The sequence below is a fragment of the Aeromonas sp. Y293-4 genome (genome assembly GCF_027705905.1).
GTDB lineage: Bacteria > Pseudomonadota > Gammaproteobacteria > Enterobacterales > Aeromonadaceae > Aeromonas > Aeromonas veronii.
Map to the genome: position 1 here is coordinate 99,397 of NZ_JAPDCI010000013.1, position 21,486 is coordinate 120,882.

Genomic DNA, 21,486 nt, shown 5'->3' on the forward strand with positions numbered 1-21,486 from the left:
TCAGGCAAACGGCAACCGCTCGGCCACGAAATCCATCAGGGTGCGCAGAGCGGGGGCCAGATGCTCCCGACTCGGATAGATAAAGTAGAACGGGTTGGCCGGAATGGGCTGATCCGGCAACACCTTCTGCAGCCGCCCCGCCGCCAAATCCCCTTCACAGACATGGTGGGGCAACAGGGCAATCCCCCCGTCATGGAGTGCCATCTCCCGCAGCGCCAGCAAGCTGTTGCTGACACAGGCCCCCTGTGGCCGCCAGCCTCCCTCCTGCAATGGCCACACCGGCATGGCCGAGTGCACCAGACAGGCATAACGGCCCAGCTCGCTCAACTGTTGCGGCATGCCGTGGGCCGCCAGATAGGCGGGCGCTGCCACCAGATGACGCGCCACCTGACCGATACGCCGACAGATAAGGCTGGAGTCTTTCAGCGGCGCCGCCCGCAGCGCCAAATCATAACCTTCCCCCACCAGATCGAGCTGTTCATCGCTCAGGGTCAGCTCCAGCACCACTTCGGGATAGAGGGCGCGAAACTCGGCGAGGATCCGGCCAAGCAGCAGGGTGCCGGTCGCCTCGGGGGCGGTGATCCGCACCCGCCCCGCCGGGGCCGAGCGCAGCCGTGCCATCGCCAGATTGGCGCTGCGGGCCAGTGCCAGCAGCCCCTGACAGTGCTCCACATAGAGCTCCCCCTGCGGGGTCAGGCTCAACCTGCGGGTGGTGCGCTGCAACAGCCGTACCCCGAGCTGGGATTCCAGCCGCGAGATCTTCTGGCTCACCGATGACTTGGGCATACCAAGCAGCTCGGCGGCCCGGGTAAAGCTTCCCTGCTCCACCACGGTGGCAAACAGTCCCATCAACTCCAGATCGACATTGTTCATATATTCAAACAGTCTTTACCGATTACCCATCTTAATCTTGATAATCAACCAGACTAGAGTGAGTGGCAATCCCGAACACAGCGATTTGAAAGGAAAAACCATGAAAGCCATTGCCCTGACTCACTATCTGCCAAGCGACCACCCCGACTGCTTCATCGCCGCCAACCTGCCCGATCCGGTTCCGGGTCCGCGGGATCTGCTGGTACGGGTCACCGCCACCTCCGTCAATCCGGTGGATACCAAGGTGCGTTCCCCCAAGGCCAAAATTGAAAGTTCGCCCCGGGTACTGGGCTGGGATGCGGTGGGGGAAGTGATCGCCATCGGCAGCGAAGTCACCCTGTTCAAGGCGGGCGACCGGGTCTGGTATGCCGGCGATATCAGCCGTCCGGGCAGCAACAGCGCCCTGCAACTGGTGGATGAACGCATCGCCGCCATCGCCCCCACCAGCTTGAGCGATGTGGAAGCCGCCGCCCTGCCGCTCACCGCCATCACCGCCTGGGAGACCCTGTTCGAGCGCTTCGCTCTTACCCGCGAAAGTCGTGGCAAACTGCTGATCATCGGCGGCGCCGGTGGCGTGGGCTCCATCGCCATCCAGCTGGCTCGCCAGCTCACCGGTATGGAGGTGATTGCGACCGCCTCCCGCCCCGAGAGCCGCGAATGGTGCCTCGAAATGGGCGCCCATCAGGTCGTGAACCACCACAAGTTGCAGGAGGAACTGACCGCCCTTGGCATCACTCAGGTCGATGCCATCTTCTGCACCAACGCCACCGCCGAGCACTGGGCCACCATGGCCGGGCTGATCCGTCCGTTTGGCCATATCTGCACCATCGCAGAATCGAGCGAGCCGTGGGATCTCTCCCTGCTCAAGAGCAAGAGCGTCACCTTCAGCCAGGAGTTCATGTTCACCCGCTCCCTGTTCCAGACGCCAGACATGATCGAGCAGCACCGCCTGCTCGGCCGAGTGGCGGCACTGGTCGATGAAGGGGTACTGCAGACCACCCTGACCAGAACCATCCCTTCGCTGACCCCGGTCACGCTGGCTCAGGCCCATGCCGAGGTGGAAGCGGGCCGTATGGTTGGCAAGCTGGTGATCGACATGAGCGGCTTTGCCAACTAAGCCCTCAAACGCACCATGATGGGATAAGTTCACCAAGGAGATGCCCCAAACGGGCACAACCAGCGGCACTCATGACTGCCTGTGGCAGACCAACGCCCGACAATCAGCCAAAAAAGAGGCCATTTCGCGAGAAATGGCCTGAATACCTGAACATTGGGGTAACAATCACACACATATCCTTATGCAGGACATATTAGTCTTTGCATCTGGCGTGCCAACAGCAGCATGAATGCGCCAAAACGGCGTCAGCCCGTCCTTGAGCAAGGTGCCGACCTTGCTCTTTTTTTGTCTGGCAGACTTTTTACCAGGCAAACAAGTGCAGATAAAAAAATGCCACCCGAGGGTGGCAGTGAAAGATGACGGAACTTGAGCAAAGCGTTCAGCGAAAACCGGTCGTCTTCGCCTGCATAGAGCAATACAGGAACCGTGCCAATCCGGCAAAAGCCCCCGTATCCCTCCACGTCATGGGCAAACCACGACAGCACTGCCCCATGATGGTAGAATCTCGCGGTTTCACATTTATGAAGAGTCGACGCCATGCCCTGGATACAAATTCGAATCAACGCCACTGCCAAGACCGCAGACAAGGTGAGCAACATGCTGCTGGGGCGTGGAGCCCAGGCGGTGACCTTTATGGATGCCAAGGATGTGCCCGTCTACGAACCCATGCCCGGTGAAACCCCGCTCTGGGGCGAGACCGAAGTGATGGGTCTGTTCGATGCCGAAACCGATCCGGCCCCCACCATCGCCTTCTTCCAGCAGATCTTCGGCGAAAATGTCGGCTACAAGGTCGAGCAGCTGGAGGACAAGGACTGGGTGCGCGAGTGGATGGATCACTTCCATCCCATGCAGTTTGGCGAGCGCCTCTGGATCTGCCCGAGCTGGCGCGATGTGCCGAACCCCGATGCGGTCAACGTCATGCTGGATCCGGGTCTGGCCTTCGGTACCGGTACCCACCCCACCACCGCGCTTTGCCTGCAGTGGCTGGACGGACTGGATCTGACCGGTAAAACCGTGGTCGATTTTGGCTGTGGCTCCGGCATTCTCGGCATCGCCGCCCTGAAACTGGGTGCCGCCCGCGTCATCGGCATCGACATCGACCCGCAGGCCATTCAGGCCAGCCGCGACAACGCCGCGCGCAACGGCGTTGCCGACCAGATTGAGCTCTATCTGCCAGCCGACCAGCCGCAAGATGTCGAAGCGGACGTGGTGGTTGCCAACATCCTGGCCGGCCCGCTGCGCGAACTGGCACCGCTGATCGCCGGCCACGGTAAAGCGGGCAGCCTGATGGCCCTCTCCGGCGTGCTGGAGAGCCAGGCCCCGGAGCTGGAAACCATCTACGGCCAGTGGTTCGAGATGGACCCGACCGCCGTCAAGGAGGAGTGGTGCCGCCTCTCCGGCCGCAAGCACGGCTAAGCGCGGGCAACATAGACGCCAACCTCATGCCATCAGGGCTCCCATTCGGGGGCCCTGATTGTTTTGGCCTGTCAGGCTCTTCCCGGTCCGTGGACATGGGCTTGATCGCCCTCCCTTCTGATTGTGTTCGTTTGAAAACAACAGACACCTTTTATTCCGGTAAGATAGCGGTCCGAGCCAACGCAACCGAGAAGGATTTCTTATGCGGATTGCCATTCTGGATGACTATCAGGATCAGGTGCGCCACCTCCCCTGCTTTGCCCTGCTGGCGGGTCATGACGTCACCATCCTCAACCAGAGCGAACCCGATACAACGCGCCTTGCCGCACTGCTGGAAGGAATGGAAGCACTGGTGCTGATCCGCGAGCGTACCCGCATCGACGAACAGCTGCTGATACAGCTTCCCACCCTTAAACTCATCAGCCAGACTGGCAAAGTCAGCCAGCACATCGACCCGGCACTATGCCAACGGTACGGCGTTGCCGTGGCAGAAGGGATCGGCAGCCCTATTGCTCCCGCCGAGCTCTGCTGGGCGCTCATCATGGCAGCCTCCCGCCATATACCTGCTTACAGCCAGGCGTTAAGCCAAGGCCAATGGCAGCAATCTGGTGACCTAGGTTTGGGACGCACGCTGCATGGGTTGACGCTCGGCATCTGGGGCTACGGCAAGATAGGCCAGCGGATCGCCCGCTATGGCAAGGCATTTGGCATGTCGTTACTGATATGGGGCAGTGAGGCTTCGCGCAGGCAGGCCGAGCTGGATGGCTATGCCTGCGCCTCCAGCAAGGAGGCGCTTTTCAGTCAAGCCGATATCCTCACGCTGCATCTGCGCCTGAGCGAGGCAACCCGCGGCGCTGTTACACGCGCAGACCTGGCCCGCATGAAAGTTGACTCTCTGCTGGTCAATACCAGCCGTGCCGAACTTATCGAGCCGGGCGCCCTCTATGCAGAGCTCAGTAACCATCCTGAGAAACGGGCCGCGCTCGATGTATTTGACATCGAGCCGGCGACACAGGAAAGCGAGCCCCTGCTGCGTCTGCCCAACGTATTGGCGACGCCTCATCTCGGCTATGTGGAGCAAAACAGCTACGAACTCTACTTTCGCGTGGCGTTCGAGAATGTGCTGGCCTTTGCCGAAGGCAGACCTGCCAACCTGGTTCTGCCCATATCGGGTGGATGATCACGTTACTTCTGCCGTATTGGCGCCAATATCCAAATCCCTGGCAGATAAAGGAAAGCAACCTTCATGATCGAATACCAGAAGATGATCAGCAGCCAACCGTACAACTGCATGGCACCCGAGTTGGCCCAGTTGCGCCGGGAGGCGGCACGGCGCTATCGCCGTTTCAATCAGGCGGAAGAGGAGACAGAGCAGCGGGCACTACTGGCGGAGCTGATTGGCGAACTGGCAGAGAATGCCTTTATCTGCCCGCCCCTCTACTGCACCTATGGCCGCCACATCCACCTGGGCAAGGACTCCTACATCAATATGGGGGCGACCCTGCTGGACAATGCCCCCATTCGCATCGGCGCCCATGTGATGATTGGGCCAAACGTGCAGATCTATACCGCAGCCCATGCACTGGAGGCCGACGAACGGATTCAGGGCACAGAGACGGCGCTGCCGGTCACCATTGAAGACAAGGTCTGGATTGGGGGCGGCGCCATCTTGCTGCCCGGCGTCACCATAGGGCGGGAGGCGATCGTCGGCGCGGGCGCCGTAGTCACCAAAGATGTACCGGCCGGAGCTCGGGTAGTCGGCAATCCAGCCCGGATCCTGCCAGCCAAAAACAGGGCATAAGGCTGCCAACCGGGCTGCATCTTGATGCCGCCATCAACTCACAACAACCCCGACACCCCATAAAAAATAAAGCCCAATGTCACGAAGACGTTGGGCTGTTAAAAGGTGCTACGGAATTGCGACTCTCATCGCAGAAAAATTAGAAGGAGTACCCTTCTAAACTGGCAGTGAGATATTAGCGAATGCGCAAACGTTTTACATAGTGAAATACAACAGGATTGCGAGGTACATCGCACTATTTAAATAATTACCTGCTATGGTGCGCGAAGCCTCTTTGACCCATTTATTTTCCCCAATCACTCTGGTTACTATTCACGGTTAAACAGAAAAGCCCCGATATCTCGAGGCTTTGCTTCTCTTAACCGCAACGTGGCCGAAAAATCAGAAACGGCGGACAAACTCATCGAGCGGCAGCTCGCGCAGTTTGCGTGCTTCCAGCATGGGGGTGCCGAGATAGAGGAAACCCACCAGCTGATCCTCTGCCGCCAGTCCCAGTCCCTTGTTGATCTGCTCATCAAAGATAAACCAGCCGGAGCGCCAGATGCCGTTGAAGCCCTGCGCCTGCGCCGCCATCTGCATCGCCATCAGGGCGCAACCTGCGGAGAGCTCCTGCTCCAGTTTCGGCACCTTGGGGTGATCCTGATAACGGGTTGCCACGGCGATGACCAAGGGTGCCCGCAGCGGCGCTTCGTTGCACTTCTTGATGCTCTCTTCATCTTCGCCACGGGCACGGGCGGCGTCCGCCAACAGCTTGCCCAGCCGCTCGCGCCCCTCTCCTTCAAACAGAATGAACTGCCAAGGGGTCAGGGTGCCGTGATCCGGCGCGCGCAAGCCCGCCTTGAGGATATTGTCGAGCACCTCACCGCTCGGGGCGGGATCGGCGAGACGGCCACAGGAGTGGCGATTGAGCAACAGGGTGAGGGCATCCATGGGCAATTCCTTCTCTAGGGCAATGATGGCGCTACCTTAGCACAGCACCGAATGAAGAAAACCCCTGAGGCTCAGGGGTTTATCGCACTATAAAGGACAAGAGGGCACAGTTTGCTAGATGATCGCAGCCAGCTCGGCCCCTTGCCGGATGGCGCGCTTGGCATCCAGCTCGGCAGCCACGTCGGCTCCGCCGATGATATGCACCGGCTTGCCTGCCGCCTGCAACCCGGCCTGCAGCTCTTTAAGGGGCTCCTGCCCGGCGCAGACGATAACCTGATCCACCGGCAGACACTGCTTGGTCTCGCCCACCTGAATGTGCAAGCCCTCGTCATCGATCCCCAGATATTGCACCCCGGAGAGCATCTGCACCTTGCGGTTCTTGAGCACGGTACGGTGGATCCAGCCGGTGGTCTTGCCAAGGCCGTCGCCCACCTTGCTCTCCTTGCGCTGGAGCAGCCAGATCTGGCGCTCGGGCGCATCGACTTCAGGGGTGGTGAGGCCACCGCGCTCGCCGAGATGCTTGTCGATGCCCCACTCCTTGAGCCAGTGATCACGGTGCCCATCGGCATCCATCTCCACCTTCTTCTCTACCAGATACTCAGCCACATCGAAACCGATGCCGCCGGCACCGATCACCGCCACCTTCTGGCCGACCGGCTTGTGATCCCGCAATACATCGAGGTAGTTCAATACCTTGGGATGCTCGATCCCCGGGATATTGGGGGTGCGCGGACGGATACCGGTAGCGAGGATCACCTCGTCAAAACCGCCGCCGAGCAGGCTCTCGGCACTCTGGCGCTGGCCGAGATAGAGCTCGACGCCGCACTTCTCCAGCCGTTTGGCGAAATAGCGCAGGGTTTCGTGAAACTCCTCCTTGCCCGGGATCTGCTTGGCGAAGTTGAACTGGCCGCCGATTTCGCTGGCCTGATCGAACAGGCTCACCTGATGACCGCGCTCGGCAGCGTAGCAGGCAAATGCCAGCCCGGCCGGGCCCGCCCCCACCACCGCCAGCTTTTTGGGCTGGGGCACGCGGCCAAAAGTCAGCTCGGTCTCGAAACAGGCGCGAGGATTGACCAGACAGGAGGCTCGCTTCTGCTTGAACACATGGTCAAGGCAGGCTTGATTGCAGGCGATGCAGGTGTTGATCTCGTCCGCACGGTTCTCGGCCGCCTTGATGACAAATTCGGGATCCGCCAGGAAGGGGCGCGCCATGGAGACCATATCCGCCTCGCCACCCGCCAGAATGCGTTCGGCCACCTCGGGGGTGTTGATACGGTTGGTGGTAATGAGGGGCACCTTGAGGTGTTTTTTCAGCTCGGCGGTCACCCAGCTGAAGGCGCCGCGCGGCACACTGGTGGCGATGGTGGGAATGCGCGCCTCGTGCCAACCGATGCCAGTGTTGATCAGGGTCACCCCCACCGCTTCCAGCGCTTTGCCAAGGGCAATCACCTCTTCCAGGGTCGAACCCTGTTCCACCAGATCCAGCATGGAGAGGCGGAAGATAATGATGAAGTCGGTGCCGACCCGCTCGCGGATGGCGCGGACAATCTCCACCGGGAAGCGCATCCGGTTTTCACTGCTGCCGCCCCAACCATCGGTGCGCTTGTTGGTGCGCTCGCAAATGAACTGGTTGATGAGATAACCTTCCGAGCCCATCACCTCGACGCCGTCATAACCGGCCGCCTTGGCCAGCGCTGCTGTAGCCGCGAAGTCGCGAATAGTGCCGCGGATCTGCCGCTCGCTCATGGCGCGTGGTTTGAACGGAGAGATGGGGGCCTTGAGGGCGCTCGGCGCCAGACTGAACGGATGATAGGCGTAACGACCGGCATGGAGGATCTGCAGCGCTATCTTGCCCCCCTCCTGATGCACGGCGCTGGTCACCTTCTTGTGCTTGCTCACCTGCCAGGGGAAGCTCAGCTGGGAGCCGTGAGGTACCAGCCGACCGCGCAGATTGGGGGCAATGCCGCCGGTGACGATAAGACCGACGCCACCACGGGCACGCTCGGCGTAAAAGGCGGCCAGCTTGTCAAAACCGCCCTTCTCCTCTTCGAGGCCGGTGTGCATGGAGCCCATCAACACACGGTTGCGCAGCTGGGTAAAACCGAGGTCAAGGGGCGTCAGCAGATGGGGATAGCGACTCATGATGCCTTCCTCTTTAAGGCCAGGGTGCATGGAACAACGCCCAACACCCGGTTGCGCAGCTGGGTAAAGCCAAGGTCGAGCGGGGTCAGCAGGGTCGGATAGCGGCTCACGATGCCTCCAGTTAATTTTTTGTTATCAAACTGAGACTAGAGTAAAGAATCGAAAATTCTTTTTCAAACAAATGTTTGGACAATTTTTCAGCGAACAGCCGTGCCCTGAACGAAGATAGACGGGATCCGCCAGTCGGAAATGGCAATTTCGCCCGCAACTGGTTAATAATGGCTCTTCTCTACCCATTAACAGGGCGATAACGCGACTATGTCTATTTTCAAAGGTCTGGGTTGGTTGTTCCGCAGCCTGTGGCGCCTGCTCAATTTCACCCGGCTGATGCTGGTCAATCTGCTGTTTCTCATCGTAGTGCTGGTCATCGTCTTCAGCGTCAGCCAGAAAGAGGCACCCAAGGCGCCCATCGAAGGGGCGCTGACCCTCAATCTCAACGGCGTGCTGGTGGAGCAACGCACCCAGACAGATCCCACAGTCCAGTTGCTGCGCCAGATGGACAGCAGCGACGAGCAGCCGAGCGAGATCGTCCTCTCCGACCTGCTGTGGGCCATCAAGAGTGCCAAGGATGACGAGCGCATCAAGGCGCTGGTGATCAAGCCACAAGGGCTGCAGGGAGCCAACTTCACCAAACTGCAGGAGGTGGCGAGTGCCATCGACTCCTTCCGGGAGAGCGGCAAACCGGTGATCGCCATGGCCGACTTCTACACTCAGGGCCAGTACCTGCTGGCGGCCCACGCCGATCACGTGCTGCTCAACCAGAGCGGCGCCGTGGTGATCGAGGGGCTTGGTGTCTACCAGACCTACTTCAAGTCGGCGCTGGAGAAGCTCAACATCACCCCGCATGTATTCAAGGTCGGCACCTACAAATCCTTCGTCGAACCCTATACCCGCGACGAGATGTCTCCCGAGAGCAAAGAAGCAAACCAGCGCTGGCTGGATCAGCTGTGGCAATCCTATGTGGCTGACGTAGCCGAGCAACGGGAGATCGAACCGGATGCCGTGGCACCGGGCAAGGAGCGCTTCCTCGAGCTGCTGCGCAAGGCCGGTGGCAATGCCGCCAACTACGCCCTCGACAACGGGCTGGTGGATCAGCTGGCCACCCGCGACGAGATGACCCAGGCGGTCATTAAAGAGGTGGGTGAAGCGGACGACCACAGCTGGAAAGGGGTCGGCCTGAAAGAGTATCTGGCTGCCATTCCGGAACAATATCCCCAGAGCGGCAAGGATGAGGTGGGTCTGGTGGTCGCCAGCGGCGCCATCATGGATGGCGTGCAGCCTGCCGGTACCATCGGCGGCGACAGCCTCTCCGACCTGCTGGCCGATGCCCGCCGCGATGACAAGGTCAAAGCCGTGGTCCTGCGGGTCGACAGCCCGGGCGGCAGCGCCTTCGCCGCCGAGCAGATCCGCGCCGAGCTGCTGGCCCTGAAACAGGCAGGCAAACCGGTAGTGGTCTCCATGAGCAGCTATGCAGCCTCCGGTGGCTACTGGATCTCCGCCGATGCGGACAAGATCTTCGCCTCCCCCACCACCCTCACCGGCTCCATCGGGGTATTCGGCATGTTCGCCACCATCGACAAGGCGTTGGCCCAGTTCGGTGTCCATACCGATGGGGTCGGCACCACAGATTACGTCGGCGTAGGCCCGACCCGCGCCCTGCCGGATCACGTCGGTCAGGCTATCCAGCTGAGCGTGGAAGATACCTACCAGCGCTTCATCGGTCTGGTCAGCAAGGGCCGTGGTCTGAGCCCGGAAGAGGCCGAGAAAGCGGCCGAAGGTCGGGTCTGGACCGGCGAAGATGCCAAAGCCCTGGGTCTGGTGGACGAGTTCGGCAATCTGGATGACGCCATCAAGGCCGCCGCCGAACTGGCCAACCTCAAGGAGTGGCAGGTGACCCCCATCGAGCAGGAGGAGTCCACCAAGGACAAGTTCCTGCGCCAGCTGTTTGACAGCAGTGCCCAAGTGCTGGCCCCCCAGTTGCAAAGCTGGCTGCCGGCAGGATTTGGCAAGGCATTGGTGGAAGTGAACCGCAGTCTCGACCCGCTCACCCGCTTCAACGATCCGCAAGGCACCTACGCCTTCTGCCCGGTCTGCGTGCAGTAAGCAAGCGGTGACTCCCCCCATAAAAAACGGCGACCATCTGGTCGCCGTTTTCTTTATTCAGCCAGTGCGCGCGGCACCGCCAACTTGCTCAATCAGGGATTGAGGCGGGTCGGCATACCGGTACGCTGTTCCAGCACCTGCTTGACCACGTTGGAGTCAGACTCGGCGTGAGCGATGAAGCGGGTGATGGCCGGTGTCATCGGGAGCGGCACGGAGGCGGTGGAGTTGAACTCCTCCTCGGTACGCGACAGCGGCTCATGTACTTCCATGTAGCGACCGCCATCCGGCTCGACCGTGGTCTTGACCGGCTGGTTGACGAACTGGACGCGGGTGCCGACCGGCACGTTGTCGAACAGATACTTGATGTCGTCAGCGCGCAGACGGACGCAACCGCTGCTCACCCGCAGACCGATACCGAAGGTGGCGTTAGTGCCGTGGATGGCATAGAGGTTGCCGATGTAGAGGGCGTGCAGACCCATGGGGTTATCCGGACCCGCTGGCCATACTGCCGGCAGAGTCTTGCCCTGGGCGGCATAGCGACGACGGATGTTCTCGGTCGGGGTCCAGGTCGGGTTAGCGCGTTTGCGCTCTACCTTGGTGATCCAGTTCTCCGGGGTGTTTACCCCCAGCTGACCGATGCCGATGGGCAGTACTTCCACCACGTTCTTCCCTTTCGGGTAGTAGTAGAGACGCATCTCGGCAACGTTGATGACGATCCCTTCGCGGGGCGCGTTGGGCAGGATCAGCTGATGAGGGATGATCAGGGTGCTACCCGCCTTCGGCAGATAGGGATCAACGCCCGGGTTGGCTTCCATGATGTTGGTCAGACCCAGCTGGAAGTCAGCAGCGATCTGCTCCAGCGGACGGTTGTCCGCAGGCACCACGTATTCCTGGTTTTCACCGATCAGGCGGCTGTTGGCCGCAGGCAGACGGTACTCGACGGCGGCAGCCTGCTGGCTGACCAGCGCAAATGTGCATAAAAGGGCCGAAGCGGCAGTGCGAAGGGGATTCATAAAATTCCTGTGTGGTTTCCTGTACCAAATGGGCCGGGGGCCGTCTCATCCTCGGTCTGCCGGTGGCGGGTCAACCTGCCCCACGACGCCAATAACCGAGCGCGCATTCTTTCCTGAGTCGGCCAAAATTTCAACTTCCATATGTTGCTTTTCTTGTTAAAAGTAGCCGTTTTCGATGTGACGCTTATCAACAGGGCAAAAGCCACACTGGCAAGTCGCAGCTGAGTGAAAGATGAATGGCACGGCCCGCCTGGCAGCGAGCCACTCCAGCCCCCGTCAACCACAGCGCAGCGCCACCTTGCTTCACGGTTGCAGCCCTAGCCAAAACGTTTGTCACACCGGGAGAGATAGACCAATGTCGACGGAGGCTCTTTATTGGGATGAAGAGGGATAAAACCGTGCGTCGGCTACCCGCCGGTGCTGGCAGCCACCATAAAAAAACCGCTCCGAAGAGCGGTTAATGGAGCCACCAGGCAACCATAAAAGGGACTACAGGTAGTTGTCATTGGAATTACTGGACGGCTGCCTCTCCGGTGCCATTCTGCTCTTTGAGGAAGCTGATCCACGGAGATGCCCGACCACTAACGTTGCCATTCTGAGCCGCCTGGGTGAAGGCGTTGAGGGCCTCCTTCGGCTTTTGTTGCTCAAAATAGGCGACCCCGGTCAGGAACTTGAGATCAGCACGCTGTTCACCATTGGCATTGGCTGCCGGTTTGGCGGCCAGCGCCACCAGATCCTGATAGCGCTTGCTCTGGATCATCATGCGCGCCATTTTCAGCTGCAATTCGGCGCTCGGGGCCAGCTGGTAGGATTTGGCCAGGGTGTCGATGGCCGGATCCAGCTCCTTGGCCTGATGCCAGTAGTTGGCCAGGGTCTTGTAGTTGCTGGCGCTCTGCTCAATCACCCCGTCCTTCATCCCCTTCTCCATCACCCGTGCGGCGCGATGGGGAATGCCGGTGAAGGCGAGGTAGTTGGCGAGGCGCTGCAGCTCGGCGGCCTCGGTCAACATGCCGAGGTTGTAGGCCGATTCCAGCGCCGCCAGCGCCTTGGCATCGTTGCCTGCCTGCATATGCATGGCCGACAGCTGGGTCCAGTACTTCTTCTTCTCCGGGAACATGTTGACCAGAGAGGTCAGCACCTCGGTCGCCGGTTTGTACTGTTTCAGCTCGTAGTGAGCGCCCATCTTCAGCAGATACCAGGACTCCGGCGCTTTACCTGCCGACAGCTTGATCGCCTGATCCACCGCCGGGATCGCGTCACGGTACTGCTTGAGCTGCACGTGAGCGTTGGCCAGCGTGATATAGGCATGGGAGTTGGGCTTGTCATCCTTGCCCTGGTTGGCAAACCACTCCTTCATGGTCTTGATCGAGCCCTGATAATTACCCTCAGCCATATAGAGCTGGGCCAGGTTGTAGCGCACCTGCTGGGCCACCGGTGGCGGCAGGCCGCCTGTCGCGATGGCATCGGCAAAGTACTTGGTCGCCTGACCGTATTTCTCCTGCTGGGCGGCTACGAAACCGAGCGTCTGCAATATGACTCCCTTGTCGTAGACCCGATCACCCACGCTGGAGAGTGCCTCCTGCAATCTGGCATTCGCCAAACCGTATTGCTTGTCAGTGATCAGCTCCTGCGCCTTGTTGACCGCCCGATAGGCCCGATCCGACAGGGTCGGCTGCTCGGCTGCCCAACTGGCGGTGCTAAGCAGCACCGCCATGGCGACCGGGGCGAGGATCATCTTGTGTAACTTGTTCATCGCCACCTTCCTTAGTTGACCGCAAACTCGATCTCTTGCTGCATACGGCTCGCCTGCGGCTTGCCATCCACCATGGCCGGTTTGAACGTCCACTTGGCGATGGTTTTGCGCGCCTCTTTGCCGAGGTCATAACTGCGCGGCTCTTCCTTGACGATCCGCACGTTGCTGACGGTGCCGCGCTCGGTGACGGTGAACTCCACCAGCACCTTGCCGGAGGCCAGTCCAGCCAGTGCCGCCTTGCGGGGCATCATGGGCTCGAAGGTGGCCAGCGGAATGGCACCATTGTTGCCACCGACGCCGCCACCACCGCCACCGGTGCTGTAGGCACCCAGCGCGTTGCCACCACCGATGTTGACCGGGATGTCGAGCTTGGGCATGTCCATCGGCGCGCTATCCATCTTCGGCCGATCCGTGCTGGCCACCTCCATCTCGGGAGGCGGCGGCGGACGCTTGGGCGGCGGCGGTTTGGGCAGCTCCCGCTGTTTCTCTTGCAGGGTCTCCTGGGGCTTGAGGCGGATGAAATCGGTCATGGTGACGTCATCCTTCTCCACCAGCTCCCGGTGATCCGGTGTGATCAGCTTGTTCATTCCCAGAAACAGAAAGAACACCACCACACAGGAGACCGCCAACGATATCAGGTATCTCATAGGTCTCTCTCCGGTATCAGCTGCTCTTGTCTGCCGCTATGGAGATGTTCTGGACACCGGCCATGCGGATCTGATCCATGACCTGCACCACCAGACCGGAACGGGATTCGTTATCGGCCTGGATCACCACGGCGCTCTCCGGGTTCTCGGCCCGCAGCCGCTCGATGTTGGCACGCACCGCCCCCACCTCGACCACCCGCTTGTCGACCCAGACCTGACCGTTTTCGCGCACCGCGACCATGATATTGCCCTTCTTCACCGTCTCGGCCGTGCTGGCACTGGGACGGTTGATCTCGACACCGGACTCCTTGACGAAGGAGGTGGTGACGATGAAGAAGATCAGCATGATGAACACTATGTCCAGCATGGGGGTCAAATCGATAGCCGCCTCGTCAGCACCGCTGTCGCTGTAACGTTTTCTCATAGCAGAAACTCCTTGCTTGTTCTGTGCCCCCGGCAGGCCATGCCTCGCCGGGGGTATGCATCCTGCATCAACCGTGTTTCAGGTTGTCTTCCAGCTTTTGCACCGCCAGTTTGGCCTTGTGATCGAGCTGGTTGACAAAAAACAGGCCGGAAAGGGCGGCGATCATGCCCGCCATGGTCGGTACCGTTGCTTTGGAGATCCCCGATGCCATCGCCCGCGGCGAACCGGTGCCAGTGATGGCCAGGGTGTCAAACACCTGCACCATCCCCACCACGGTACCGAGCAATCCCATCAACGGGCAGAGAGCGATCAGTACCTTGATGACCGGCATCCCCTTGTCCACCGCCATGGCAACCCGAGAGACCAGCTCGCGCCGGATCTGCTTGGCAGACCAGGAGAGATGATCGGTGCGGGCCAGCCAGGTCGCCTTGGTCTGCTTCACCTGCTTGGGGTAGACCGCCATGAAATAGAACCAGCGCTCCAGCAACAGGGCCCACATCATCAGGGTCAGGAAGAACAGGGCGACCAGTACATCGCCCCCCAATCCCAAAAACCGGCGGACCGACTCGACTTCTTCAATCAACCAGAACCACATGGGTGACTCCTTACGCTGCGGCTTTGGAGGCGTGCAGACGTTCCTGATAACGGGCGACGAAACCGGCGCTCTGCTCTTCCAGCACCTGGATCAGACGACGGCTCTGGGTCTGCACAATGGTGTAGAGGAACAACATGGGCACGGCGACGACCAGGCCCTGCATAGTGGTCACCAGCGCCTCCGATATACCGCCCGCCATCAGCTTGGGATCGCCGGTACCGAACAATGTGATGGCCTGGAAGGTGGCAATCATCCCCACTACGGTACCGAGCAGGCCCAGCAGCGGCGCGACCGAGGCGATCAGCTTGATGATGCTGATACCCTTCTCGAACTTGGGCACGTTGCGCAGGATGATCTCGTCGAGCTTGGACTCCAGATCCTCGATGTTGTCACCACGATGGCTCTGGTAGGCTCCCAGCATGTCACCAATGGGGTTGCCCTTGATGATCTGATCGGATTTCAGCTGCTTGCGCATGGACGAGCCGATCAACGACAGCCGGATACCGCAGAAGATGGCCAGCAGGGTACCGAGCACACCGAGCACCATGATGACGTAACCCACTTCACCACCCTGATCGATCCGCTCCTTGAGAGTCGGTGACTGCACCAGCAGAGAGAGGATCACGCCGCGAGACGGGTCGATAAAGATGGGTTTGACCCCGTCACCGCCCTGTTCAAACTCGGCGATCGGTTCCAGCACCCCCTTGTCAGGTTGACGGGAAAGCTGCTCGAACTTGCCGGTCTCCGGCACGAAGGTGAGGTACTTGCCTTCGGAGACAGTGTTGAACTCACCGATCTGGGTGACCGTCTTCTCGGCCTGGTTGCCTTCGCCGTAGACCACGGTCGCCGGGATCTGGCTCACCTTGCCACCGTCCACCATGCGGCTGAGGGTGGTGGTCCAGAACGCTTCCAGATCGTCGCTGGAGGGGAGCTCTTTACTCTCGGCCAGACGGGTCAGCAGCGCGGTCTGTTCCGGATGCTCGACCCGACGGGCGGAGGCATTGAAGATCCCCTTGAACTCACCGGCGAACTGACGCAGTACGCCGAACATCTCGCCCATGTTGCCGGAACGCTGGCGCAGGGTTTCGGTCAGTTCGGTCAGCTGCTTGTCGTTGGCATCAAAGGTCGCCTTGAGCTGCTCGCCCTTGGCGGTTTCGGCAGCCAGCTCGGCCTTGGCCTTGGCCAGCAGCGCCCCCTGCTCGTTCTTGTCAGCCAGGAAGCGGGCTTCCCGCTCCTTGTTGAGTTGGGATTCGCTCAGGCTGGAGGCCTTGACCTGATTCAGCAGCGCATTGAGATCAACAGGTTTTTCGGCGGCGGTCACCGGCAGGGTGACCAGGGTTGCTCCCGCAATCAGGGAGGCAATCGCAAGTTTGATTCCTTTCATGATGCTTTCTCCGCAGTTTGAACCGGCAGCTTGATCAGAGCGGGAGGCGCCTGCTTCTTGGCGATGCGAAGGCCCTGTTCAACCGCACTGCGATACTCCTGGGGCAACTCTTCCCACTGGCGAGTCTTCTTGTTCCACATCCCGGTCTCATTGCCATCCGGGGATTGATAAAGCAGCGCAATGCGGCCAACCCGCAGGAACTCGTAGGTCTTCTCGCTGCCATCCTTGTCCAGGCTCGCCTTGTAGGATTCGATGGTGCGGCTGAAGCCCTCCTCGATCTGGTAAGCCTCCAGGATCTTGCGGTACTTCTCGGAGATGGTGACATCAGCACGGTTCATCAGGTCGGTCAGAGCCGCCACACGGTCCTCGCGCTCGACCTTCTGGAACGGCAGATCCAGCGCCACAAACTGCTCGAGGGAGTCGATCATCTTGAGCATCAGGGGCACCACTTCGGTGCTGGTCTGGTCGATCTGGGCGATCTGCTTTTGCATCGACGCCAGCTCGGCGCTCTGGGACTCGACCATCTTGCTCACCTGCTCGTTGTAGGTGCGCAGACTGTCGACCTGACGCAGGGCGGCCTTATACTGGGCCAGTGCGGATTCGGCAGATTCGGCATAGCTGTCGATTTTCTGCTGGGAAACTTTGGATGCGTTGTCGGTGGCGGCTTGAGCGTCCACGGCCTGACCGGCAGTGGCGGCACTCAGATTGAAGCTGGTCAACAAGGCGGCCGAAACCAGGCTGCCAAGGAGCGCTTTCTTCATTGTAATGGTCCTTGTCTTCATAGGATTACCCTATCTCCGTAACTTCCTTGGACGTTGGGCACAGCCGGCCCGACCGGGCCGGCTGAGGTTGTATATCAACAGGGTTGATTAGAACTTCTGGGTGTAGTCGATGTAGTAGATGCGACCGTCGATGCTGTAGAGGTCTTCATCGTAAGTGAAGCCATCGTTGGACAGGGAGGGGCCACGGTTGAACATGTTCTTCACACCGGTCTGGATCTTGCCATTCCAGCTGGTATCGACCGCCACGTTCAGGTTCCAGACGGTGTTGGAAGCGATATGACCCTCTTCCTTGCCATCCACATAATCCTGACTCTGTGAGTCGATATAGTTGGCGCTCAGGTAGGTATCCAAATTCCACAGCTGCGGGAAGTTGGCACCGATCCCGGAGTTGAGGCGCAAGTCAGGTTTGCCATTCCAACCCTTCTTGTCGATCATCGGACCACCGGCAAACAGCCCCTCTTCGTACTGCAGGATGTAAGTACCACCGAAGTCATAACGCAGGGTGAAGGTGTTGAAGTCGTACTTGTAATCGGCTTTAAAATCTACACCACTGGTCTTGAGTTGCCCCAAGTTGACCATGCCAGCCTTGATCTCCTTGATGGTGCCGTTGGGGAGACGAATTACGTTCGGGTTGCTGCCACTGTTCAGCTCCTGATAAATCTGGGTTTGTGCTGTGGCTAGCTGGATCACATCATCAATCTTGATGTAGTAGTAATCGAGTGACAGATTCAAGTTGTCCAGCGGGTTGTAAGCAGCCCCGATAGTGAAGGTATCAGCCGTCTCCTCCTTCAGATTTTTATTGGACTGACGGGTAACGTCATACTGTTTTTCAGGACAGTTAGCTGTGCCGGTAGCATTGCAGCGTACATAGTCCTTGGCATAGTCAGCAGAGAATGAGTCTGCGGCATAGAGATCATCCAGCCCCGGCGCCCGGAACGATTGTGACCAGGAGGTCCGGAACATCAGGTTGTCTAGCGGCTGGTAACGCAGGCTCGCTTTGGGCGAGAAGGCGCTGCCAAAGTCGCTGTACTTGTCATAACGACCCGCCAGGTTCAGCTCGACCTGCTCGGTGATGGGGATCAAGCTCTCGATATAGGTGGCAAACACATCGCGCACACCACCACCGGAGTTGCCGGATGAACCTATGACGTTGCCTGCTTCAGACTGACTGTCATAGGTATCGGAGTAAGTCCAGTCGTTATACTCGGAGCCCCAGTACCAACCGATTGGACCGGCAGGCAGTTCGCCCATTTCCCAACCCAAACCGCCATACCACTGGAAAAAGTCCATCTTGGAAGTACGCGAGGTATCGTAGGACAACAGATCATTTACTGACTTATCAAACTCACCATTGGTGAACTTGCCATCTTTGATTGCATTACGGGCAGCACTTTTGAGGATATAACCGCTACCATCGCTGGTATTGTCAGTCTTGGAGTACATGTAACCGGCGTTCCATTCAACATCCCCAACGGCCTCGGTAGGTAGTACACCGTCAAAGCCCAGGTTCATGCTGCCGGTAAAATCAGTCACATCGTTATCACGGGGACCAATATTGTTGAATCGATAGAAAATTGCAGCCTGACCGCCAGTGATTCCGTTCGCAGCCAACAACGCAGGATCATCACTCACAAATGAGCCCGCAGCAGGGGCAAAGCGGCCAAAACTGGTCACCCGAGAGCCGATAAACTGAGGTACAAAATCCACGCTGTCATTGATGTGATAGCGACCATTCACATAGACAGTATCGCGAGAACGAGAGGCTGTTTTAGCAGCGACCTTGGCGAAATCAAAGTTGCACAAACCATCCTGTTCAACAAAGCCGGTCCCGACATTGGCACAGTTGATACCTGCAAGCTGCTTCAGATCGCCTGTATCTAAATCCATGATATTACGGCCAGCCACGCTGGGGGACATTGCACCTTGTAAAGCCAGATAGTCACGGTCACGATAATAGATCACGTCCTTCTCATCGTGCTCGTAAACCATCATCAGGGATCCTTTCTCCCCATTGACACCCGCAACCACAGAGCCACTCTTCTCATCACCGCCCTCTTCGGTTGGTGAGCCAAGACGCCCTTGGAATGTCAACCCTTCGAAACCCTCTTTGAGGATCACGTTGATAACACCGCCGATAGCATCAGAACCATAGAGTGCGGAGCCGCCATCTAGGTTCACTTCCACTCGCTCAACAGCAGCCATGGGGATGGTATTGAGGTTGATGGAAGTGCCCCCCATGGAGGGGGATCCAGCAACACGTTTGCCATTGAGAAGCACCAGGGTACGTTCTGAGCCCAAGCCACGCAGCCCTACTGTGGCTTGTGACTGGGCAGAACTACCGGAGGATGGGGAGAAACCACCAAAGGAGTTGTAGGAGGCCTGTTTCAGATAATCGGCCACAGTCTGCTGACCAGACTGTTCAATTTGAGCCTTGCTGACAGAGACAACCGGAGTTGCCCCCTCAACATCAACACGGGAGATACGGGAGCCAGTGACTTTGATTTTCTGCAGTTTTTCGACGTTCTGCCCTTCTTCAGCAGATACGGATGGGGCCGCCGCAAGGCTCGCCAAGGCGAACGCAATCGCAGCAGAGATTCTGCTCTTCCTAAGCATCGCTTATATCCTTCCTGGTTGTTTATTGTTTGCTTCCTGATACCGCCCTCTTTGGAGCGATGTGTAAGGCTTATCAATCTTTGACTAGCGACGTCAATGGAGCAGGGGTGTGGCGAGGTCAAGCGTAGAATAAGCGGAGTGTATTAATTTTGACCGACATAATTAGTGAATAATTCTGCCAAAAACAACTTGCGCAATGTAAAGATATTGTTAAATGGCGTAAATGGCGCTGAATTAAAATTTGATGAACTTATTAGTTAACGTGCTGTCCGTTTATATCTTATTTTGATTTATCGGCCTTAATAAGAATAAAACACTAACTTCATGAGGGTTGAACCTGACCGCTCCCATGGGGATAACAGTTAAAGTCGTCGAGATGATATCGTTTTCCTTCAATTTCATCTTTCAAATAAAAACATTGCAAATCAACACCTTAAAAACACAAAAAACTCAAACAAACAGCTATTTATATTTTTTAAAATAATGTTTAGCGGTAGCGTTTTGTTTTGATTTTCACTTTTCAGATAAAAAACGTCATTTTTCGGTGCTTTTGGTCTCAGCGGGTCATTTGTCCCAGTTTTCCATTTCCTTGTACTTGATTTTTGTTGCAGAGCTTTTACAGTGGCCAAGCGGATTGTCTGCTGTTTGGCAACCAATTCAGCGCGTAATGCCAGGAAGGACAGGCCCGTCACCGGATTTGACTGGCCGCAAAAAAGAACAACAAGGACGAGGTTCCACCATGCTGTCGTATTTCCTACGCCGGATGCTTTTGATCATTCCGACGTTTCTCGGTATCACCCTGCTCGTCTTCACCATCACCCGTTTCGTGCCGGGCGGACCGGTCGAGCGCATGCTGCTGCAAGCCCAGGTTTCCCAGAATGAATCTGGCCGCTCCAGCGGCAGCAAGGGGGCGCAGGCCCTCTCCGATGAACAGATCGAGGAGCTCAAGGCCTTCTATGGTCTCGACAAGCCCATGCTGGTCGCCTACTGGGAGTGGCTGCAGAAGCTGGCGGTGCTGGATCTGGGCGAATCGACCCGCTACTACGAACCGGTGTGGGAGCTCATCAAGGAGCGGCTCCCCGTTACCGCCTTCTTCGGGCTGGCAACCTTTCTGCTGAGCTATGCGGTCTCCATCCCGCTCGGGGTGGCGAAGGCGCTCAGGCACAACAGCCGCTTCGACTCGTTGAGCTCCATGCTCATCTACATGGCCTATGCCCTGCCCGCCTACGTGGTGGGGATCTTCCTCATCACCGTCTTCGCCTTTCATCTGGAGTGGCTGCCGATGGGCGGTTTTCCGGGAGACGACTTTGAGTACATGGAGAGCAGCTGGGATCAAATCCGCACTGTCTTTGCCCACGCACTGCTGCCGCTTATCGCCTACGCCATCGGCGATTTCGCCATCCTCACCATGACCATGAAAAACAGCCTGATGGAGAACCTGTCGGCCGATTATGTGCGTACCGCCGTGGCCAAGGGACTGCCGTTTCGCAAGGCGGTCACCGACCACGCCATGCGCAACAGCCTGATCCCCATAGCCAGTCACCTGGGGTCTGTGCTCACCGTTTTCTTTGGCGGCTCCTTCCTCATCGAAACCATCTTCAACATCGACGGCATCGGCCTGCTCGGTTACGAGGCGATCGTCGAGCGGGATTACCCCACCGTCATGGGCATTCTGGCCATCACCTCCATGCTGATGCTGATTGGCAATATCGTCTCCGATATCTGCGTTGCCCTGGTTGATCCCCGCGTGCGGTTTGGAGATTGACCATGAACCAGACCTCTATTGCCATGCCGATGCTGATATCACGCCATATCGTCTCCGATATCTGCGTT

Annotated in this window: 17 protein-coding genes; 6 read left to right on the forward strand and 11 right to left on the reverse strand. The window is 58.6% G+C overall.

The annotated features are described in order from the left end of the window. Positions 1-873: a LysR family transcriptional regulator gene (locus OKC31_RS15100; protein WP_247823984.1), complete on the reverse strand. Its 873-nt coding sequence runs from the start codon at positions 871-873 to the stop codon at positions 1-3. Between the two features lie 100 nt (positions 874-973). On the opposite strand from OKC31_RS15100, the gene OKC31_RS15105 reads away from it, so the two are divergent. The 4 genes from OKC31_RS15105 (at position 974) to OKC31_RS15120 (ending at position 5,207) form a co-directional block, all read left to right on the forward strand. Further along, on the forward strand, positions 974-1,990 hold the full coding sequence (locus OKC31_RS15105; RefSeq protein ID WP_139740031.1) for a zinc-binding alcohol dehydrogenase family protein: 1,017 nt from the start codon (positions 974-976) through the stop codon (positions 1,988-1,990). 537 nt (positions 1,991-2,527) lie between these two features. Further along, a complete protein-coding gene (gene prmA, locus OKC31_RS15110) occupies positions 2,528-3,406 on the forward strand; it encodes a 50S ribosomal protein L11 methyltransferase (RefSeq protein ID WP_005338919.1) in 879 nt (292 codons plus the stop codon). A 202-nt stretch (positions 3,407-3,608) separates the two neighbouring features. Next, complete coding sequence (locus tag OKC31_RS15115; RefSeq protein WP_247823982.1) at positions 3,609-4,586, forward strand: D-2-hydroxyacid dehydrogenase family protein; 978 nt, start codon at positions 3,609-3,611, stop codon at positions 4,584-4,586. A 66-nt stretch (positions 4,587-4,652) separates the two neighbouring features. After that, entirely contained in the window at positions 4,653-5,207 is a 555-nt protein-coding gene (locus tag OKC31_RS15120; protein ID WP_247823981.1) for a sugar O-acetyltransferase, read from the forward strand. Positions 5,208-5,588: 381 nt separating this feature from the next. Here OKC31_RS15120 and OKC31_RS15125 read toward each other — a convergent pair whose 3' ends face one another. Both OKC31_RS15125 and OKC31_RS15130 read right to left on the reverse strand, forming a co-directional pair. Further along, positions 5,589-6,137, reverse strand: a complete 549-nt coding sequence (locus tag OKC31_RS15125; protein ID WP_182963008.1) for an NAD(P)H nitroreductase — start codon at positions 6,135-6,137, stop codon at positions 5,589-5,591. A gap of 114 nt (positions 6,138-6,251) precedes the next feature. Continuing rightward, positions 6,252-8,279: an oxidoreductase gene (locus OKC31_RS15130; RefSeq protein WP_182963009.1), complete on the reverse strand. Its 2,028-nt coding sequence runs from the start codon at positions 8,277-8,279 to the stop codon at positions 6,252-6,254. A gap of 318 nt (positions 8,280-8,597) precedes the next feature. Between OKC31_RS15130 and sppA the strand changes: the two genes are divergently transcribed. Beyond that, the gene (gene sppA, locus OKC31_RS15135) at positions 8,598-10,442 is read left to right on the forward strand and encodes a signal peptide peptidase SppA (RefSeq protein WP_182963010.1); all 1,845 of its coding nucleotides are present in this window, start codon (positions 8,598-8,600) and stop codon (positions 10,440-10,442) included. 92 nt (positions 10,443-10,534) lie between these two features. Here the strand turns inward: sppA and OKC31_RS15140 are convergent, their stop codons facing one another. The 8 genes from OKC31_RS15140 to OKC31_RS15175 form a co-directional block, all read right to left on the reverse strand. Further along, positions 10,535-11,455: a L,D-transpeptidase family protein gene (locus OKC31_RS15140; protein WP_005338927.1), complete on the reverse strand. Its 921-nt coding sequence runs from the start codon at positions 11,453-11,455 to the stop codon at positions 10,535-10,537. Positions 11,456-11,966: 511 nt separating this feature from the next. Continuing rightward, positions 11,967-13,208: a tetratricopeptide repeat protein gene (locus OKC31_RS15145; RefSeq protein ID WP_139405674.1), complete on the reverse strand. Its 1,242-nt coding sequence runs from the start codon at positions 13,206-13,208 to the stop codon at positions 11,967-11,969. An 11-nt stretch (positions 13,209-13,219) separates the two neighbouring features. Next, positions 13,220-13,855 (reverse strand): energy transducer TonB, encoded by a 636-nt coding sequence (locus OKC31_RS15150; RefSeq protein WP_042656692.1) that lies wholly within the window; start codon positions 13,853-13,855, stop codon positions 13,220-13,222. 16 nt (positions 13,856-13,871) lie between these two features. Further along, the gene (locus tag OKC31_RS15155) at positions 13,872-14,279 is read right to left on the reverse strand and encodes an ExbD/TolR family protein (RefSeq protein ID WP_005338933.1); all 408 of its coding nucleotides are present in this window, start codon (positions 14,277-14,279) and stop codon (positions 13,872-13,874) included. Positions 14,280-14,346: 67 nt separating this feature from the next. Then, on the reverse strand, positions 14,347-14,874 hold the full coding sequence (locus tag OKC31_RS15160) for a MotA/TolQ/ExbB proton channel family protein (RefSeq protein WP_005338936.1): 528 nt from the start codon (positions 14,872-14,874) through the stop codon (positions 14,347-14,349). A gap of 10 nt (positions 14,875-14,884) precedes the next feature. Then, entirely contained in the window at positions 14,885-16,258 is a 1,374-nt protein-coding gene (locus tag OKC31_RS15165) for a MotA/TolQ/ExbB proton channel family protein (RefSeq protein ID WP_107682561.1), read from the reverse strand. Beyond that, entirely contained in the window at positions 16,255-17,019 is a 765-nt protein-coding gene (locus OKC31_RS15170) for a DUF3450 domain-containing protein (protein WP_005343435.1), read from the reverse strand. Before OKC31_RS15170 ends, OKC31_RS15165 begins: the two co-directional genes overlap by 4 nt. A gap of 108 nt (positions 17,020-17,127) precedes the next feature. After that, on the reverse strand, positions 17,128-19,653 hold the full coding sequence (locus tag OKC31_RS15175; RefSeq protein WP_182963011.1) for a TonB-dependent receptor: 2,526 nt from the start codon (positions 19,651-19,653) through the stop codon (positions 17,128-17,130). Positions 19,654-20,392: 739 nt separating this feature from the next. On the opposite strand from OKC31_RS15175, the gene OKC31_RS15180 reads away from it, so the two are divergent. After that, a complete protein-coding gene (locus OKC31_RS15180; RefSeq protein ID WP_182963012.1) occupies positions 20,393-21,418 on the forward strand; it encodes an ABC transporter permease subunit in 1,026 nt (341 codons plus the stop codon). The last annotated feature ends 68 nt before the right edge of the window (positions 21,419-21,486 follow it).

Coding starts and splice junctions, on each gene's coding strand:
- OKC31_RS15100 (WP_247823984.1), bottom strand. CDS start 873: ATGAACAATGTCGATCTGGAGTTGATGGGACTGTTTGCCACCGTGGTG.
- OKC31_RS15105 (WP_139740031.1), top strand. CDS start 974: ATGAAAGCCATTGCCCTGACTCACTATCTGCCAAGCGACCACCCCGAC.
- prmA (WP_005338919.1), top strand. CDS start 2,528: ATGCCCTGGATACAAATTCGAATCAACGCCACTGCCAAGACCGCAGAC.
- OKC31_RS15115 (WP_247823982.1), top strand. CDS start 3,609: ATGCGGATTGCCATTCTGGATGACTATCAGGATCAGGTGCGCCACCTC.
- OKC31_RS15120 (WP_247823981.1), top strand. CDS start 4,653: ATGATCGAATACCAGAAGATGATCAGCAGCCAACCGTACAACTGCATG.
- OKC31_RS15125 (WP_182963008.1), bottom strand. CDS start 6,137: ATGGATGCCCTCACCCTGTTGCTCAATCGCCACTCCTGTGGCCGTCTC.
- OKC31_RS15130 (WP_182963009.1), bottom strand. CDS start 8,279: ATGAGTCGCTATCCCCATCTGCTGACGCCCCTTGACCTCGGTTTTACC.
- sppA (WP_182963010.1), top strand. CDS start 8,598: ATGTCTATTTTCAAAGGTCTGGGTTGGTTGTTCCGCAGCCTGTGGCGC.
- OKC31_RS15140 (WP_005338927.1), bottom strand. CDS start 11,455: ATGAATCCCCTTCGCACTGCCGCTTCGGCCCTTTTATGCACATTTGCG.
- OKC31_RS15145 (WP_139405674.1), bottom strand. CDS start 13,208: ATGAACAAGTTACACAAGATGATCCTCGCCCCGGTCGCCATGGCGGTG.
- OKC31_RS15150 (WP_042656692.1), bottom strand. CDS start 13,855: ATGAGATACCTGATATCGTTGGCGGTCTCCTGTGTGGTGGTGTTCTTT.
- OKC31_RS15155 (WP_005338933.1), bottom strand. CDS start 14,279: ATGAGAAAACGTTACAGCGACAGCGGTGCTGACGAGGCGGCTATCGAT.
- OKC31_RS15160 (WP_005338936.1), bottom strand. CDS start 14,874: ATGTGGTTCTGGTTGATTGAAGAAGTCGAGTCGGTCCGCCGGTTTTTG.
- OKC31_RS15165 (WP_107682561.1), bottom strand. CDS start 16,258: ATGAAAGGAATCAAACTTGCGATTGCCTCCCTGATTGCGGGAGCAACC.
- OKC31_RS15170 (WP_005343435.1), bottom strand. CDS start 17,019: ATGAAGAAAGCGCTCCTTGGCAGCCTGGTTTCGGCCGCCTTGTTGACC.
- OKC31_RS15175 (WP_182963011.1), bottom strand. CDS start 19,653: ATGCTTAGGAAGAGCAGAATCTCTGCTGCGATTGCGTTCGCCTTGGCG.
- OKC31_RS15180 (WP_182963012.1), top strand. CDS start 20,393: ATGCTGTCGTATTTCCTACGCCGGATGCTTTTGATCATTCCGACGTTT.